Annotated in this window: 13 protein-coding genes; 11 read left to right on the forward strand and 2 right to left on the reverse strand. The window is 65.7% G+C overall.

Going from position 1 to position 17906, the window contains the following annotated elements; all coding sequences use genetic code 11:
- Positions 1–101 precede the first annotated feature (101 nt).
- The 10 genes from ACSU1L_RS10895 to ACSU1L_RS10940 all read left to right on the forward strand — a co-directional run bounded on the left by ACSU1L_RS10895 (position 102) and on the right by ACSU1L_RS10940 (position 12313).
- Positions 102–1394: an ABC transporter substrate-binding protein gene (locus ACSU1L_RS10895; RefSeq protein ID WP_439255804.1), complete on the forward strand. Its 1293-nt coding sequence runs from the start codon at positions 102–104 to the stop codon at positions 1392–1394.
- 90 nt (positions 1395–1484) lie between these two features.
- Positions 1485–2471, forward strand: coding sequence for a carbohydrate ABC transporter permease (locus tag ACSU1L_RS10900; RefSeq protein WP_439255805.1), 987 nt, complete (start codon positions 1485–1487; stop codon positions 2469–2471).
- Complete coding sequence (locus ACSU1L_RS10905; RefSeq protein WP_438255617.1) at positions 2468–3361, forward strand: carbohydrate ABC transporter permease; 894 nt, start codon at positions 2468–2470, stop codon at positions 3359–3361. Before ACSU1L_RS10900 ends, ACSU1L_RS10905 begins: the two co-directional genes overlap by 4 nt.
- 4 nt (positions 3362–3365) lie before the next feature.
- Positions 3366–4037, forward strand: a complete 672-nt coding sequence (locus ACSU1L_RS10910; protein ID WP_439255806.1) for a hypothetical protein — start codon at positions 3366–3368, stop codon at positions 4035–4037.
- A gap of 51 nt (positions 4038–4088) precedes the next feature.
- Entirely contained in the window at positions 4089–5612 is a 1524-nt protein-coding gene (gene arfA / locus ACSU1L_RS10915; protein ID WP_439255807.1) for an arabinosylfuranosidase ArfA, read from the forward strand.
- A 15-nt stretch (positions 5613–5627) separates the two neighbouring features.
- Positions 5628–7859, forward strand: a complete 2232-nt coding sequence (locus tag ACSU1L_RS10920; protein ID WP_439255808.1) for a beta-galactosidase — start codon at positions 5628–5630, stop codon at positions 7857–7859.
- Between the two features lie 93 nt (positions 7860–7952).
- A complete protein-coding gene (locus tag ACSU1L_RS10925; RefSeq protein ID WP_439255809.1) occupies positions 7953–9116 on the forward strand; it encodes a Gfo/Idh/MocA family protein in 1164 nt (387 codons plus the stop codon).
- Positions 9113–10285: a dihydrodipicolinate synthase family protein gene (locus ACSU1L_RS10930; RefSeq protein WP_439255810.1), complete on the forward strand. Its 1173-nt coding sequence runs from the start codon at positions 9113–9115 to the stop codon at positions 10283–10285. The genes ACSU1L_RS10925 and ACSU1L_RS10930 overlap by 4 nt, the downstream gene beginning before the upstream one ends.
- Before the next feature lie 92 nt (positions 10286–10377).
- Positions 10378–11244 (forward strand): sugar phosphate isomerase/epimerase family protein, encoded by an 867-nt coding sequence (locus tag ACSU1L_RS10935; RefSeq protein ID WP_439255854.1) that lies wholly within the window; start codon positions 10378–10380, stop codon positions 11242–11244.
- A 10-nt stretch (positions 11245–11254) separates the two neighbouring features.
- On the forward strand, positions 11255–12313 hold the full coding sequence (locus tag ACSU1L_RS10940) for a LacI family DNA-binding transcriptional regulator (RefSeq protein ID WP_438255623.1): 1059 nt from the start codon (positions 11255–11257) through the stop codon (positions 12311–12313).
- Between the two features lie 25 nt (positions 12314–12338).
- Here the strand turns inward: ACSU1L_RS10940 and ACSU1L_RS10945 are convergent, their stop codons facing one another.
- Together ACSU1L_RS10945 and ACSU1L_RS10950 are read right to left on the reverse strand one after the other, a co-directional pair.
- Positions 12339–13670 carry a cellulase-like family protein gene (locus ACSU1L_RS10945; RefSeq protein WP_439255811.1) on the reverse strand — a complete coding sequence of 444 codons (1332 nt, stop codon included), beginning with the start codon at positions 13668–13670 and terminating at the stop codon, positions 12339–12341.
- Positions 13667–16945: a DUF5107 domain-containing protein gene (locus tag ACSU1L_RS10950; RefSeq protein WP_439255812.1), complete on the reverse strand. Its 3279-nt coding sequence runs from the start codon at positions 16943–16945 to the stop codon at positions 13667–13669. Before ACSU1L_RS10950 ends, ACSU1L_RS10945 begins: the two co-directional genes overlap by 4 nt.
- 91 nt (positions 16946–17036) lie before the next feature.
- On the opposite strand from ACSU1L_RS10950, the gene ACSU1L_RS10955 reads away from it, so the two are divergent.
- Positions 17037–17900, forward strand: coding sequence for an AraC family transcriptional regulator (locus ACSU1L_RS10955; protein ID WP_439255813.1), 864 nt, complete (start codon positions 17037–17039; stop codon positions 17898–17900).
- The last annotated feature ends 6 nt before the right edge of the window (positions 17901–17906 follow it).

Here is a 17906-nt window from a genome sequence, read left to right on the forward strand (position 1 = left end):
TGGTGACTCTTACCGATGGGAGCGCACCCACCCTGCATTCATACGGACAACGAACGTTCGCCAGAGCACCGAGAACGCTGACGTTCACAGAGAGGACAAAGATGTTCAATAAGAAGCGGTCACTTGCCGCGGTCGCACTCGCGACCGGCGCGGCACTGGCACTCGCCGGCTGCGCCGGTGGCGGCAACGAACCAGCAGCGGAGTTCGACCCCGATGAGGAGGTCACTCTGGACCTCGCGTTCTGGGGCAACGACGTGCGCGCTGACCTGTACAACGAAGCCATCGCGGCGTTCAACGAGGAATACCCGAACATCACGGTGAACTCCACCTTCCTCGGCTTCCCGGAGTTCTGGGAGAAGCGGCAGACAGAGGCGGCAGGCAAGAACCTGCCCGATGTCATGCAGTTCGATTACTCCTACCTGCGTCAGTACGCCGAGAACGGGCTTCTGCTCGACCTCGATCCGTACCTGGGCGACGTCATCCAGACTGAGCCGCTCACCGAGAGCGCCCTGACGATCGGTGTCGTTGCCGACGCCACCTACGCGCTTCCGACCGGGACCAACGCCTGGGGCCTGTTCACCAACCCCACGATGCTTCAGACGATCGGCGCCGAGGACTTCGACGGTGGCACCTGGGCCGATTACACCGACTGGATGGCCGGTGTCACCGAGGCTGCCGGAGGCGAGGTCTGGGGCGGCAGCGACTACACCGGTCGCATTCAGAACTTCGAGCTGCAGCTGCGTGCCGATGGCAAGGAGCTATTCAACGAGGACGGCACGCTCGGCTTCGACGAGGAGCGCCTCGCCGAGTTCTGGCAAGAGGGACAGGAGATCCGCGATGGGATCGGCGCCCCGCAGCAGACCGTCGAAGAGCTCCTCCCTCTCGGCCCGTTCGATTCTGCAGTGGTCGCCAGTGAGCTCACCTGGGACAACTTCGGCAGCGGCTACCTCGGCAACCTCGGCGAGGCATACCCCGAGCTGAACCTGCAGGCACCGCCGGTGACAGTCGAGGGCGCGAAGGACCTGTACCTGAAGCCCACGATGCTGCACTCGATCGCTGCGAACACCGAGCATCCCGTGGCCGCCGCAACCCTGGTCGATTTCCTGATCAACTCGCCTCAGTCGGGCGAAATCTTCGGCACCAACCGCGGCCTGCCGGCATCGAGCACGGCACTGGACGCTGCCGAGCTCGACCCGCTGAGCCAGCAGATCAAGGACTACGAGACCGCGATCGCGGATCGTCTCGGCGACGCTCCGCCGGTACCGGTCGTCGGCTACGGCACGATTGAGGAGAAGTTCCGTCAGCTCGGTGCTGAGCTGAACTTCGGTACGATCACCGTCGATGACGCCGTCGCACAGCTCTTCACAGAGATCGATGTCGTCCTGAACGGCTGATCCGGCTCACGGGGCCGGGAAGGCGCAGCTGCTGCGACCACTCGGCCCCGGACGCCACTTCGCACTGCCCCCATCACCACAGGAGTTCCCGTGAGCACGACCGCGACGAGAGTCATCGTCACCGGCGAGAAGCGGCGCCCGCTGCCGCGCCGCCGCCCTGAAAGCCTGAATCGACCCGGTCAGAAGCGCCGCGAGCGGCGCGAGACCGCTGTCGGGTATGGCTTCCTCGTGCCGTGGCTGATCGGCTTCTTCGGTCTCACGATCATTCCGATGGTCTACTCGCTCTACCTGTCATTCACTCGATACAACATCTTCCAGCCGCCCCGTTGGATCGGTCTGGACAACTACGTGCGGCTGTTCACGAACGATCCGCAGTTCATGCAGTCCGCGCAGATCACCCTGGTCTACGTGCTCGTGGGAACGCCGATCACCCTCGCCGCGGCCTTGGCCATCGCGATGCTGCTGAACTTCCGAGACAAGGGCTCCGGCTTCTTCCGCTCCGCCTTCTACGCCCCCAGCCTCATCGGCGGTTCGGTGTCCGTCGCGATCGTGTGGCGGGCGATGTTCGGCACCGACGGGCCGGTCGACAGCACGCTGAGCTTCTTCGGCCTCGACATCGGTGGCTGGATCGGCAACCCCGCGCTCGTGCTTCCGGCGATGATCGTGTTGGCGATCTGGCAGTTCGGCGCCACCATGGTGATCTTCCTGGCCGGCCTCAAGCAGGTGCCGAAGGAGCTGTACGAAGCAGCCGAGATGGATGGCGCGAACGCCTGGCACCGATTCCGCGCGGTCACGCTGCCGATGCTGTCGCCGGTGATCTTCTTCAACCTGCTGCTCGGACTGATCGGCGCGTTCCAGGTGTTCGCCTCGGCGTACATCATCTCCAACGGCTCGGGCGGGCCCGCGGGCATGACGAACTTCATCACGCTGTACCTGTACAAGCGTGGCTTCTCCGACGGTCAGATGGGCTACGCCGCCGCGATCGCCTGGGTACTGCTCGTCGTCGTGGCGATCATCGCCTTCATCCTCTTCAGAACCCAGCGCTCCTGGGTGCACTACGCGGGAGACAACCGATGACTGCTACCGAAGCCGTTGTGACGGCATCCGCTCCTGCACCGCGTCGTCGCGTCAAGCGCAAGACCTGGCAGACCGTGGTCTGGCTCGTCGTCCTGGTGATCCTGACCGCGATCGTGCTGTACCCACTGCTGTGGCTGTTCTTGTCGACGTTCAAGCCGAACGCCGAGTTCGGTCAGAACCCCGGACTGCTGCCGAACGCACCGACGATCGACAACTACATCAAGGTCGCCGACGGCATCGCCGGCGTGCCGATGTGGCGGTTCTTCTTCAACTCGCTTCTCCTGGCCGTTTCGGCCGTGGTCGGCACGGTGCTGTCATCAGCGCTGGCCGCATACGCGTTCGCGCGGGTGCAGTTCAAGGGTCTGGGTATTCTGTTCGCCGCGATGATCGGCACGCTGCTGCTGCCGTTCCACGTCGTGATCATCCCGCAGTACATCATGTTCAACAGCTTCGGTCTGGTGGACACCTTCTGGCCGCTGATCCTGCCGAAGTTTCTGGCCACCGAGGCGTTTTTCGTGTTCCTGCTCGTGCAGTTCATGCGGCAGATGCCGCGCGATATGGACGAGGCCGCCCGTATCGACGGAGCGGGGCACTTCCGCATCTTCTGGGCGATCATCCTGCCGCTGGTCAAGCCAGCGCTGATCACGTGCGCGATCTTCTCATTCATCTGGTCGTGGAACGACTTCCTGGGGCCACTGCTCTACCTCACGAGTCCCGACAACTACCCGTTGCCGATCGCGCTGCGTCTGTACAACGACCAGACTTCCACCAGCGACTACGGCGCGACGGTCACGGCCTCGTTCATCGCGCTGCTGCCGGTGCTGCTGTTCTTCCTGGCGTTCCAGCGGTTCCTCGTCGACGGCGTCGCAACTCAGGGGCTGAAAGGTTAGAGGTGTGGCTGTGCCCGAGGAGATGACGTTGTCCCGCAGTCAGGAGCGTGCCGCTCGCCGCGCCGCGCTCTCGGGCAGCGGCCCCACGCGGGGTGAGATGCTGCCAGCGCGCTTTCCCGGTGCCGGCGCGAAGTTCGCCCTGTTCGGCGAGGCCATGCTCATCGGGTTGCTCATCACGCTCATCGCTCTGCCGGTGATCACGCTGCCGGCAGCCCTGGCGGCCGGTGTCCGTCATCTGCGCCGCTTCATCGCGGCCGAGGGCTCGCGACTGGGGCTGTTCTGGACGGACGTGAAGAGGGCCATCCTGCCCGGACTTGTCGTGGGTGCCGCGGCCCTCGTGCTCACGCTGATCCTGTTGCTGGACGTCGATCTGGCACGCTCGGGCTTCCTGCCCGGTGGACCCGTCATCGAGGTCATCGGCTGGGCAGGACTTGCCGCACTGTCGCTTGCGCTGCTCGCCTCCGCCGGCACATGGACGCCCGAGATCGGCTGGCGCGGTGCGCTGCGCGCCGTTCCCGGTCTCGTACGTGCGGATATTGCCGGCGCCGCCTATCTCGTCGTCACGGCGGTGTTCGTCGGTGCGACGACCTGGGCGCTCGTGCCGCTGTTCATCCCGGCGATCGGATGCGCGGCGCTCGCCGTCGTCTCGATTCCTGAGCGCCGTCGGTCCCGCTGATCCCCAGCTCCCAGACTTCCTCGCTCCTCGCACCTCGCAGAACGGACCTCCATGAACGACGCCTTCGGCCGCCTCGATCCGCACCGTGAGATCGCAGACATCGACCGCCGGATTTTCGGTGGGTTCGTCGAGCATCTCGGCCGTCACATCTACGACGGCATCCATGAGCCGGCGCACGAGAGCGCAGACGCCGACGGCTTCCGCCGTGACGTCATCGATCTCGTGGCCGAGCTCGGGGTCTCGACCATCCGGTATCCCGGCGGCAACTTCGTCTCCGGATACCGCTGGGAGGACGGCATCGGGCCGGTCGATCAGCGCCCGCGGCGACTCGACCTCGCCTGGCACTCCACGGAGACGAACGAGGTGGGGCTGCACGAGTTCCAGAGCTGGCTCGACAGGGTCGACAGTGAACTCATGCTCGCCGTCAACCTCGGCACCCGTGGAACGCAGGAGGCACTCGACCTGCTCGAGTACGCCAACGCCTCGGCTGACACCGACTGGACCAGGCAGCGCGTCGCGAACGGACGGCCGGATCCGTTCGGCGTGAAGATGTGGTGCCTCGGCAACGAGATGGACGGTCCGTGGCAGCTCGGGCACCGGGGCGCTGATGACTACGGAAAGCTCGCTGCGCGTACCGCGAAAGCTATGCGGATGATCGATCCCGGCATCGAACTCGTGGTGTGCGGATCGTCAGCTCATGGCATGCCGACATTCGGGTCGTGGGAGCGCACCGTTCTCGAGCACACGTTCGACGACGTCGATTTCATCTCGTGCCACTCCTACTATCAGGAGCACAGCGGCGACGCACAGGAGTTCCTCGCATCCGGTGTCGACATGGCGACGTTCATAGAGGAGGTCGTCGCGATTGCCGACTCGGTCGCGGCGACCCGCAAGAGCGACAAGCGCATCATGATCTCGTTCGACGAGTGGAACGTCTGGTACCTCCACCGTGAGGACGGCACCCAGTCCGGTGAGGAACTCAAGGACAAGGGCTGGCCGGTGGCGCCTCGCCTGCTTGAGGATCAGTATCACGCGCTGGATGCTGTCGTCTTCGGCGACCTGCTCATCACCCTGCTGCAACACGCCGACCGCGTACGCTCGGCGTCGCTCGCACAGCTGGTCAACGTCATCGCGCCGATCATGACCGAGCCGGGCGGCCCGGCATGGCGGCAGACGACGTTCTTCCCGTTCTCGATCACGTCCCGACTGGCCGGCGACCGGGCGGTGCAGGTGCCCATCAGCGGTGGCACTTTTACGAGCGCGCGGTTCGGGGAAGTGGCGGCAGTGAACGCGGTTGCGACGATCGACGACGACGGCGTCTCGCTGTTCGTGGTGAACCGCTCGACGACGGAAGCCACGCAGCTGCGCGTCGACCTCGCCACGCTCGTCGCCACTTTCGGGCGCGCGCTCCGCGTCACCGAATCGCACCTGCTCCACGAGGACGACATCTACGCCGCGAACACGCTACAAAATCCGGAGCGGGTCGGCGTCCGCCCCGCCGATGCGACGCTCGCCGATACCGAACTATCGCTCGAGCTGCCCGCGGTGTCGTGGGCTGCCATCCGGCTGAGCTGAAGAATCGAGAAGCACATGCGTACGACTACTGCGCTGCGGAGCATCCGTCTGCAGGATGCGCGTCCGCCGCTTACCGAACCGGCCATGAGTAACCGGGAGGATCCGCACGAGCGGATGCGGATCACCAGCCGCTGGATCGAGGTGAACGGTGCACCGACCATTCCGGTAACCGGTGAACTCCATTACAGCCGCGTCCCTCGCCGTCGCTGGGAAGAGACGCTGCGGCTAATGCAGGCATCCGGGCTCACATCGGTGTCGACCTACGTGTTCTGGATTCACCACGAACCGGTCCGCGGCAGCGTCAGCTTCGAGGGAAACCTCGACCTCGCCGGGTTCATCGAGACGGCCGAACGCGTCGGAATCGACGTCGTACTGCGGATCGGTCCCTGGTGTCACGGCGAGGTGCGAGGGGGTGGGCATCCGGATTGGGTCCTCTCGGAGGTCGGTTCCCGCGCACGGACGGATGATGCCGAGTATCTGGCGCTCGTCCGTGACTGGTACGCCCGCATCGCCGGCCAGGTTGCGCGCTTTTGCGGACCGGATCGGCCGATCGTCGGCATCCAACTCGAGAATGAGCTTCACGATCAACCCGACCATATTTCCTCTCTCAAGCGCATCGCACAGGAGAGCGGGCTGTCCGCGCCGCTGTGGACGGCGACCGGGTGGGGCGGAGCGCTCCTGCCAGCGCACGACGTATTTCCGCTGTACAGCGGCTACGCCGACGGATTCTGGGCGGGGCAGGGCTCTGCCTGGGACGACAGCTTCCGCGACCACTTCCGGTTCACACACATCTGGGACGACCCGGGCGTGGGCGGCGACTTCCGGGACGGCGCCGAGGCGATCATGGTGCGGCCAGTCGACCCGGAGTTTCCACCCGCCACCTGCGAGCTCGGCGGCGGAATGGCGACGGCCTATCATCGTCGGCCGATCGCGCGCGGCCGCGACATCGCCGCGCTCGCGAATGTGAAGATCGGCAACGGCTCGGCATGGCAGGGGTTCTACATGTTCGCCGGGGGCGTGAACCCCGCCGATCAGCTGCAGGAGAGTCTGGCGACTGGATATCCGAACGATCTGCCCCGATTCGACTACGACTTCCAAGCGGCGCTCGGTGCCACCGGGCGACCAGGGTCGAGCCTCGGCCTGTTGCGCGATCACAATGCTTTTCTGGCGGCGTTCGGCGGCCGGCTCGCCGACATGTTCAGCGCACTGCCCGAGGATGCGCCGGTCGGCGTGCGCGACGTCGACACGCTGCGGTGGGCCGTGCGCAGCAACGGCTCTTGCGGCATCCTCTTCCTCAACACTCATCAGCCGCACGAGCCGCTGTCCGGTTCGACGAATGTGCAGTTCCGCGTCCCCTTCGCGGACGGTGATCTGCTGGTGCCAGATCAGCCGGTGGACATCCCCAGCGGAGCCATCGCGCGCTGGCCGTTGCGACTGGACGTCGCGGGCATTCGGATCGAGTGGGCGACGGCGTCGGTATCCGGGCTCGTCGGTGGTGACGTGCCGACCCTCGTCCTGCGCGCACACGATGGGCTTCCCGCGCGCATTCAATTCGCCACGGGCGCCCCGCGCGATCTCGCGCCCGGCGACACCTTCCTCATAGACGGTGCGCTGCGCATTCTGGTCGTCGACGAGCAGCAGGCTGAGCGGCTGTGGTATCTCGGCGACGAACTCTACGACTGCGCTGACGCGGTGTGGGAGGAGCCCGACGGGATTGTCATTCGCGCTGAGGACACACCGTCGATCCGTCGCTGGACGGGGGAGGGGTTCACTCGTCTCGCGCTGCGAACTCTCGGCCGACCGGGATCGGCAGCCGTTGCTCTGGATGAGCTGCGAGCGGCGGGAGAGCCTCCGGCGCGATACGGGGAGTCGATGGGGCGCTCGGCAGCACCCGATGACGCGCAGTTCGATGAGGCGGCAGGGATCTGGCGGCTGCGGATGCCGGTCGTCCGCGCACATCCATGCGGAGACCTCGTCGAACTGGTGATCGACTGGGAGGGCGATGTTGCACAACTGCGTGCGGACGGTGTGGTGATCGGCGACCGCTTCTGGGATGGCAGCGCGTGGCGCATCGATGTCACGGAACTGGACCCCGCCGCGGAACTGACGCTGCACATCGCGCCGATCACTGAGCACAGCGTGATCGATCTGGACGCGACAGTGCGCGCACGTGTGGATGCGGCGGGGTGGCTCGGGGCGGTTCGACGTGTGGACCGAGTGGTCTCCTCCCGATGGACACCGTCATAACGCAAGTTGCGGAAAGCGCTCTCCGGTGCCACACTGTTGGAAAGCGTTTACCCACTTGATCGGCACTGGGCCAAACAAAGAAACGGATAGGCAATGTCACAGGCGACAACCCGCGAGATCGGCATCATCATGAACGGCGTCTCCGGACGCATGGGTTATCGGCAGCACCTGGTGCGGTCGATCCTGGCTATCCGTGATCAGGGCGGCATCGAGCTGTCCGACGGCACCCGCGTCACCGTCAAGCCGATCCTCGTTGGCCGCAACGAGCAGAAGCTCGCTGAACTCGCAGCCCTCCATGGCATCGAGGACTACACCACCGATCTCGATGCGGCACTGGCCGATGAGAAGTGGGAGATCTACGCTGACTTCCTCGTCACGAAGGCGCGGGCATCCGCTATCCGCAAAGCCATCGCCGCAGGCAAGGCGATCTACACCGAGAAGCCCACCGCAGAGTCGCTCGAAGAAGCCCTCGAGCTCGCACGCCTTGCGAAGGAAGCCGGCGTGAAGACCGGCGTCGTGCACGACAAGCTCTACCTGCCGGGTCTGCAGAAGCTCAAGCGCCTCATCGACTCCGGATTCTTCGGCCGCATCCTCTCGGTGCGCGGCGAATTCGGTTACTGGGTGTTCGAGGGCGACTGGCAGCCGGCGCAGCGTCCGAGCTGGAATTACCGCACCGAAGACGGCGGCGGCATTATCTCCGACATGTTCCCGCACTGGAACTACGTGCTGGAGAACCTGTTCGGCGAGGTCAAGAGTGTCTACGCCCAGGCGGCCGTGCACATCGCCGATCGCTGGGATGAAAAGGGTGAGCACTACACCGCCACCGCGGAAGACGCCGCATACGGCATCTTCGAACTCGACGGCGGCATCATCGCCGAGATCAACTCGTCCTGGACGGTGCGCGTCAACCGCGATGAGCTGGTGGAGTTCCAGGTCGACGGCACGCACGGCTCGGCCGTGGTCGGACTGTTCGGGGCGAAGATCCAGCCGCGAAATGCCACCCCGAAGCCGGTGTGGAACCCTGACCTTGAAGACACCCACGACTACGACGCCGATTGGCAGAACGTGCCGACGAACGACGTGTTCCTCAACGGCTTCCGCCAGCAGTGGGAGGAGTACCTGGAGTCCTACGTGCTGGGCACCGACTACCCGTTCGACCTGCTCGCCGGCGCCAAGGGTGTGCAGTTCGCCGAGGCCGGACTCGCGTCCAACGCCGAGGGACGCAAGGTCGCGATCGAACCGTTGAGCCTGTCATGAGCACGCTCCGTCTGCTCGCAGCCGATGGCGCCGTCTCGGATGCCGCGCTGAACGAGACCGGCGTCTACGCGCGGCCCGACGGCCCGCTGCGCAGCCGCATCGCGTACGCGGCAGCGCACGTGGTGCCCCAGGCCTTCGCTGACAACACCCCCGGCCAGCCGGCCGACATCGACTGGGATGCGACGCTCGCCTTCCGCCGGAATGTCTACTCGTGGGGTCTGGGCGTCGCCGACGCCATGGACACTGCCCAGCGCAATATGGGACTGGATGCTGCGGCCACGCGTGAGCTCATCACGCGCAGCGCCGAGGTCGCCCGCGAAGAGGGCGGCTCGGTCGTCGTCGGCGTCAATACTGACCACGTCGACGACTCGCACATCACGCTCGAACAGGTGATCGACGCCTACAAGGAGCAGTTGCAGTTCGCCGAGGAGCAGGGCGCCGGCCCCGTGCTGATGGCGTCACGTCATCTCGCCCGGGTGGCATCGGATGCCGCGGACTACCGCCGCGTGTACCGCGAGGTGCTGCAGAGCGCGAGCGTCCCCGTCGTGCTGCATTGGCTCGGCACCGCTTTCGATCCGGAGCTGGAAGGCTATTTCGGCGCGAGCGACTGGCAGACGGCATCCGGTGTGCTGCTCGACATCATCGAGGAGAACCCCGGCAAAGTCGTCGGCGTGAAGATGAGCCTGTTGAACGCCGAATCCGAGATCTCGGTGCGTGCGCGCCTCCCCGAGGGGGTGCGCATGTTCACCGGAGACGACTTCAACTACGTTGGCCTCATCGGCGGCGATACCTTGGGCCAGGGGGACTCGCATTCGGATGCTCTGCTCGGTGCCTTCGCCGCACTCACGCCGGTGGCATCCGCGGCCATTCAGGCGCTGGATGCTGGCGACCCGGAGGCGTACCTGCGCATCCTGGGACCCACGGAGGAACTCAGCCGTCAGGTGTTCGCGGCGCCCACTTTCTACTACAAGACCGGCGTCGCTTTCCTGTCTTGGCTGAACGGTCACCAGCCTGCCTTCCAGATGGTCGGAGGGCTGCATTCGGCACGGAGCCTGCCGCATTTGAGCCGCATTGTCGAACTCGCCAACGCATCGTTCGCACTGGAGGATCCCGCGCTCGCGCAGGATCGCTGGCACGGGATGCTGCGGCTGAACGGAGTAAGCGCATGACCGCCGTCGACCCGGTACAGATGTCAGCCGAAAACACACATGTCGGTCGACACGCCGCGTCAGCGACTGACGCCCGTGATCTCGACCGACAAGTGTCCCCGCACCCGCGGCTCTCGATCAATCAGGCCACGATCAAGCACGCCGACCTCGCGACCGCCTTGCGAGTGACGGCCGAGGCCGGAGTGCAAGCGATCGGATTGTGGCGTGAGCCGGTGCAGGAGGTGGGACTTGCCACGGCGGCGAGCATGCTCACTGATTCCGGGCTTCGTTTCACCACGCACTGCCGGGCAGGGTTCTTCACCTTGCCGGAGGGGCCGGCACGCCGGGCCTCCCTTGATGACAACCGGGTCGCCATCGAAGAGGCGGCGACGCTCGCCGCAGCCGGTGCTCCCGGATCGACAGCCGTGCTCGTACTCGTCGCCGGCGGCCTGCCGGCGGGGGATCGGGATCTCGCCGGAGCGCGCGAGCGTGTGCGCGACGCGATCGGCGAGCTTGCTCCGGCAGCTGAGGCGGCGGGTGTGACCCTCGCGATCGAGCCGTTGCATCCGATGTACGCGTCCGATCGATGTGTCGTCTCCACGCTCGGACAGGCGCTGGACATCGCAGCCGATTTCGATCCGACGGTCGTGGGCGTGACTGTGGACACGTTCCACGTCTGGTGGGACCCGCAGGTGCTCGAGCAGATCGCCCGGGCCGGTCGAGAAGGGCGAATCGCGACGTACCAGGTGTGTGACTGGAAGACGCCGCTGCCGGCTGATGTGCTCCTGGGACGTCATTACACCGGAGACGGAGTCATCGACTTCGGACCGATGACGCGAGCGGTGATCGCGACCGGGTACGACAGGGATATCGAAGTGGAGATCTTCAACGAGGAGATCTGGGCAACCGACCCGCTGGATGCTGTTCGCCGAACCGCTTCGACGTTCGGTGTTGCCGTCTCACCGTTCCTGACCGCCTAGAATCACGAGTGTGACCGACATCACCGCGCGCTCGCAGACCGGCTCCGTCACGCTGCACGATGTTGCGCGTGAGGCCGGCGTCTCGCTTGCCACGGCATCCCGAGCGCTGAACGGCTCGACGCGCAAGGTTGCTGATTCGTACCGGGAGAGAGTCGAAGCGGCGGCGGATCGGCTCGGATACACCGCGAACCTGTCCGCTCAGGCGACGGCGCGCGGTACATCCGCGATCATCGCACTGCTCGTCGCGGACATCGCTGACCCATACTTCGGCGAGCTGGCGTCCGGTGTCGCGCGCGGTGCGGACGAAGCAGGACTCGTCGTCACCATCTCCATCACCGAGAGGGACCCAGAACGTGAGTTGCGTCTGGTGCGGGCGTTGCGGGGACAGCGGCCGCACGGCGTGATCCTCGCCGCGTCTCGTACCTCGCCGGAGATCGCAGCCGATTTAGCGAAGGAGCTGGCACTCATCGCGGGGTTCGGCGGACGCGTCGTCGCGCTGGGTGTGGATTCCTCAGAGGTGCGGTCGGTCTGGATCGATAACCGCGGTGGCGCACGTGCTCTGGGCGCTGCGCTCGGCGAGCGCGGCTACCGGCGCGCGATCGTGCTGGCGGCGGCAGAGGGCGTCATGACCAGTGATGCGCGTCTGGCCGGGTTCACCGAGGGATTCACGGATGCTGGCGGAGATGCCAGTCGGGTGTATCGAGACGCGTTCACGCGAGACTCGGGTGCCGAAGCTATGCGGCAGGCGCTGAAAGATGGGATCGAACCGGGCACGGTCGTGTTCGGGATCAACGACGTCGTTGCGATCGGTGCCATGACAGCGATTCGTGAAGCAGGCCGGGAGATCGGTGCAGACATCGCCCTCTGCGGCTTCGACGACATTCCCACGGGGCGCGACATCACACCGGCGCTCACCACCGTGCACGTTCCGCTCGACCAGGTCGGTTACGAGACCTTTCGGGCTGCGACGGATGCGGAGTGGACTCCCGATCCGGATGCGTTGCGCCTCGAGGTGCACATGCGCGCGAGCACGCCTGCGTTGGCCGCCGAGGCGACGAAGCCGAGCTGATCGGCGGCTTCGTCGCGTCAGCCGATCAGCCCTCGAGGAACAGCGTGTTCATGCGCTGTTGCCAGGCAATGTCGGACCACAGCGGATGGTGCGGCGCGGCGTTCGAACACGCCACGACACCCCAGACACCGTTATCGAGGGCCGTGCGGATGCCGTGCTCGGCAAGCGCTCGGCCGATGGGGCCCTCTTCGAAGTTGCCGTCGCGAGGCGTGTAGCCGATCCACCCTTCGCCGACGACTGCCGGCACACTGCGCCACCGCGCCCACTCCGCAATGGCGATGACCCGCGACTCGATCTCGCGCTGCATCACCTCGTGGTGCGCGCCGTAATGCTGTTCGAGCCAGGCATCCCAGGCCTGGGCGTCGATCCAGTCGTAGCCGTAGATCATCTGGTCAGTGATGACCGTCGCCTTCAGCTTCCACTCTGCGGGGCGTCCGTACTCGGCGACGCTCGGCGCATCGGAGCGCAGCAGTGCACGCAGTTCGGCATTCGGGAAGCCCTCCGTGCCCTCGGATCTGATGTCGATGCGCCGCTGCAGCGCGTCGAGCACGCCGTAACTGTAGACGTGGAACTGCGCGACCTCTAGTTCGGGCGCGACCCGGTGCATGGCCAGGTGCGGCGGCTTGCCGTAGCTGACGGTGATGAGCTGGTCGGGATGGCGCGCGCGAAGCTTCGCCATCGCCGCGATGCCGTTGACCGGCGCATCCGCGTCCTCTGGTGCATCCACCGGCGGCAGGATCGAAAAATCGACCTCATTGTGCAGTTCGGTGAAGGCGATCGACTCGATCAGGCCTGCAGCGCGGATATCATCCAGGAGCCTGCCGAAAGCGTCGGCAAGGACCTCGTGACGACGGTTGAGTGGCACCTGGTCGATCGCTTCGAACCACGATGGATCCGCCGCGAACGCCGTCGACTGCTGATACTCCCAGCTGGCGAGGATGACGACGACATCGTGCTTGCGCGCGGTCTCCAGAAGCGAGAAGAAGCGCGCCCGTACATCGATCGTGTAACCACCCGGGCTGTCGTACCACCGTGTGCGCTGACCGTAGAAGCCGCCGCCGGGTGCTGCGCCCAACCCTTCGATCGGCAACGCTTCAGCCAGAGCATCCAAGCCCAGGCCTCCGGCCAGCAGCAAGGGTGCCGCACAGATCCGCACCGCGTTGTACCCGCGGGCGACAGTTTCAGCCATCGCGTGTTCAATGTCCGCGTAGGGCTCGCCGGCCCCCGCGCGGGTGTACCAGGAGAAGTCCCACAGGCACACGCCGAGACGCTCGGGCAGGTGCGGTGGCACCGGCCCCGTCAGTGCGCTGTTGGGCTCGGTCGGCATCACCGGGGTGCCGAGATATCGCTCGCTCATGCTGTCATCTCCGTTTCGCGGCGTCCTCGGGCTGCAAGATCGCGCAGCTGGTGTGCCTCGCCTGCCCGCCGTTCGGCGGTGTCGACCGAGAACAGTAGCAGCTCCGGCATCGACGTCGCGAAGTAGTCGATGCGGTCGGCGGCAGCATCGAGAGCATCCGCCCGAGCATCCATCGCATCCCAGACGCGACCGGCCTGTTCGCTTTCGCCGAGGCGGAGATGAGCGAGCCCGACCCACATGTCGCGCACCGTGACACAGTGTCCCGTGGCGGCGAGCGGACCATCGACATCGCGAGCCCGACTCCATGCTTCTGCGGCAGCCGCATCGTTGCCCAGCGCAGCTTCGGCGTCACCGAGCAGAACGAAGCGCTCGGCGACGACATCGGCAGGATGACGCCCCTCGCCGAGATGCTCGGGCGGAACGATGCCGACTCGCAACAGCTCACGTGCAGCCTGCGGGTCCGTGTCGATCAGTTCACGAGCCACCGCGGCCGTTGCGCGATCGAAGACGTCGAGCACCTTGCCCTCACCGCCTTCGAACGGCTGGAAGCTGCGTTCGCCGAGGAACGCCAGCGCCTCAGCCGCCCGTCCGAGATCGATGAGCAAGCCGGTGTATTCGACAGCGAGATCATCGCGGATCAGAACGGCAGAGCCCGCCTGTTCGATCGCAGCCAGACGCGTTGCGGCATCCATTCGGCGCAGCACCGCGAGCTGGTCGCGCTCGTACACGAGCCGGGCGTCGGAAGGACCGCTCAGTTCGAGCGCGCCCGCATACCGCTGGTCGGCGATCTCGAGATCACCACCGGTGTTCACCTGCGCGACTGCGGCGTTGCGCCAGACGACCGGGTCATCGGCACCAGCGTCGATGGCCGCGTCCAGGACGCCGAGTGCTTCTGCCGTTCGTCCAGCATCGAGCAACCAGCACCCGAGCATGCCATTCGCGCGTGCATCGTGCGGATCAGCGACAAGGGCGAGTCGGAGGACGGCCAGATCATCGAGTCCAGCGGGGAAGGCGAGACGCGGATCGGCAGCACGCGCCCACGACCGCGCGTCGGCCGCCTGCTCGTGCTCGCCCTGCTCATCGAGGAAGGCAGCCAGAGCATAGGCCGCCATCGGAGCGGGGTTGCCGAAACGGCCAGGAGCCACCCGCATCGCTCGCTCGGCGAGACTGATGCCGCGGACGCGATCGCCGAGCCGGTGAAGCTCATGCGCCATCGTGAGCAGCGTCCGAGGGTCGATCGGATCCAGCACGTCGTCGAGAGCCGCCAGCAACGGATCCAGCGGATCAGTGGTCCGAGCGGGCGCGAGGATGCGATCGGCTTCTGCGTTCCGACCGAGGGCCCGCAGGGCCGACACGTGAGCTGCGATCGCCTGACTGCTCGATGCATCCGACCGTGTCGCCTGGATGGCGAACTCCAGCGCGCGCCGGGTATCGCCGGCACGCATCGCCAAGCGGGCGCGTCCGAGCAGCGCCGGCAAAGTCAGCGCGCCATCCCAGACGGCTTTGCCGAATGCGTCTGCGGCCTCATCGAGGCGCCCGAGCCGTTCGAGGACGAGGGCGCGAAGCAGCGTGAGGTCTCCGTGCTCGGGGTTGAGGTTGCGTCGAGTCTCGCGGGCAAGTGCCACCTCTAGGTGCTCAAGCGCCTGGGCGAACTCACCGCGAGCGAAGGTGAGGCGGGCGATTCCCTCGTGCGCTCGGGCATCACCCGGATCGCGACGAACAGCCTCGGCGAAGTACGGCTCTGCGGCGCGGCTCGGATGCCGATACTGCACCAGGTGGCGCCCCGTGACGACGAGTTCGTCGTTCGATTCGATTCCGCTCGGGTCGTTCGGCTCTTCCGCAACCCAGGGCTCCACGACCGGGGTGAGGTGTGCGCTCCAGCGCACGAGCTCTCGCCCGCCGTCAGCAGGTGAACACACGACAAGCTCGAGGTCATCTCGGGTGGCCGGAGTGCTCAGTTCCACCTGCGCGGTGAACGGTGTGCCGGGGGCACAGGGCACGGACCAGTGTCCGAGCGTTGACTCGCCACGACGAAGAGTGATGTGCAGTTGATCGTGTTCCCCGGTCGTTGCCACACCGAGTCGCACCGCAGAACCGTCGATTTCGAGTCCGACGGCTGCGTCGAGCGTGGCCTGCACCGCAGGACCGATGTCCTGGATCGGATACCAGTACTGGCTGAACGTACGGGTCTCACCGGAGCGGAGCCAGGTGAAGTCCGGCTGATTGTCGGTGAAGACACCGGCCATGAGCTCAACGTAGGGACCGTCGCTGTCGGTCAGGTGGCGGTCCCAGGCATGGCCGACGGGGCCATCGCCCCATGTCCACATCTTCTTACCTGGCGCGATGGCTCGATCGGCCCAGTGCACGAACCCGGCCTGGGCATCGTGGTCGTAACCGCCGAAGAAATCATCGACGGTATCGGTGATCATGTAGGAGGTGGGCACCTGCACATTCCCGTAGAAATCGATGCGATCGGCTCCGGGATCAGATTCTGCCAGAGCCGGGTAGTCCACGCCGTAGTAGGGGCGGTCGGCGGCAGGGAACGCGGTGATGGCGCGGCGAGCGTGGTCGGCGACGTAACCGACATCGGTGGGGAAGAACGACTGGTAGCGATCATGCGAGCGGGCCGCGACGTTGGCCCACCACAGGAATGTCTGCGGGACGTCAGTGCGGTTCGTCAGTCGTGCTTCGAGTTCGATCAGAGTCGAATCTCCGCGCATGCCGATGCCATGACTGGCGCGCATGCGCTGCAACTGATCGAGGTCACTGTGCCAGACGGTCACCGAATTGTCGTCGTGCCGCTCGATGTGCGCTTCAACGGGCAGGTGCGTCGCCGGCCGGTGATGCTGAGGCCAGTTGAACTCGACTCCGCCAGAGACCCACGGGCCGGCGACGCCGACCAGCGCGGGCTTGATGACGTTGTTGCGGTAGAAGAAGTCGTAATCGCGCGTCTTGTCATAGCCGATGTGGATGCGTCCACCGAGCTCGGGGAGAAGGACAAGTCGCACCCACCGGTTCTCGAGGTGGATCGCACGCCAGGTCCGTGGGCGACTCTCGGACTCGATGCGGTCGGTGAAAGGCATCGGGTAGATCTTGCCGCTCGAGCCCTGGTAGACCCTGCGGTCGAGGAACGCCGGATAACGGTCAGGCTCGGCCGGGTCGTAGGTGTCGATCGTGATCGGCTCTTCCCAGCATGCGACGCCACCGGCCTCCAGGCGGGCACGTTCGGCCTCCGGCGGGGCAGGCAGCATGATCGGTTGGTGCAAGGTGTTCATATCCTCAAAAGTACTGCTGCTGTGCCCTCGGAAACATGGGCGATCGTGGTGCAGGCCTGGACGTTTCACTGATGTCTGCGATGATCAGTGCATGGAACGTCGAGATGGATTCGAACGGCAGCGGCTCTGTGTCGTGCCACGCCCTGCTATTGCTGAAGCCTTGGGCCAGCCCGTGACTCGACGACTCGTGGTGACCGATGCGGGATGGTTCCCCGATGCGGTGGGGCACCTGCGGATCAGGCCACAGGGAGCCGAAGAGGGGATCGTCCTTGTTTGCATCGATGGCAGTGGCTGGGTCGACCTCGGATCGGGCCGCCATCGCGTCGTACCCGGCACGGCGGTGCTCATCCCTCGTGACACCCCGCACTCCTACGGTGCGGACATTGAACGACCATGGACGATCTGGTGGTGTCACCTGCTCGGCAGTGATCTGACGGATTTGTGGACTGCGACCGGCGTGGATCGCAGCAAACCAGTGATCTCGCTGCGCGCGCTGGAGCGCGTGACAGCGCTGTTGGATGAGATCGTCTCATCGCTGGAGCGCGATCAGTCGCCGGCCCGCCTGATTGCGACGGCGGGGATCGCCTGGCGGTTGATGACGCAGTTCGTGGTCGATCGCCGGCTCCCCGAACAGGGCGAACCGTTGGAGCGTGCCATGCGATATCTCGAAGAACGAGCCGATGGAAATGTCCGGGTCTGGGAGCTGGCACGCCTCATCGGCATCTCGCCTTCGCATCTCGGCGCACTCTTTCGTGAAGCCACCGGTGGGGGAGTGCTGGCGTACCACAAGGGCCTCAAGATGGCGCGGGCGCGACGCTACCTCGATACGACCTCGTTGCACGTATCTGAGATCGCACGGCAGATCGGCTATGAAGATCCGTTCTATTTCTCGCGTCAGTTCAGCCGGATGCACGGAATGAGCCCGAGTGACTATCGCCTGCATCGCAAGGGATAATCACTC

The sequence above is a fragment of the Microbacterium sp. A94 genome (assembly GCF_051842855.1).
Taxonomy (GTDB): Bacteria; Actinomycetota; Actinomycetes; order Actinomycetales; family Microbacteriaceae; genus Microbacterium.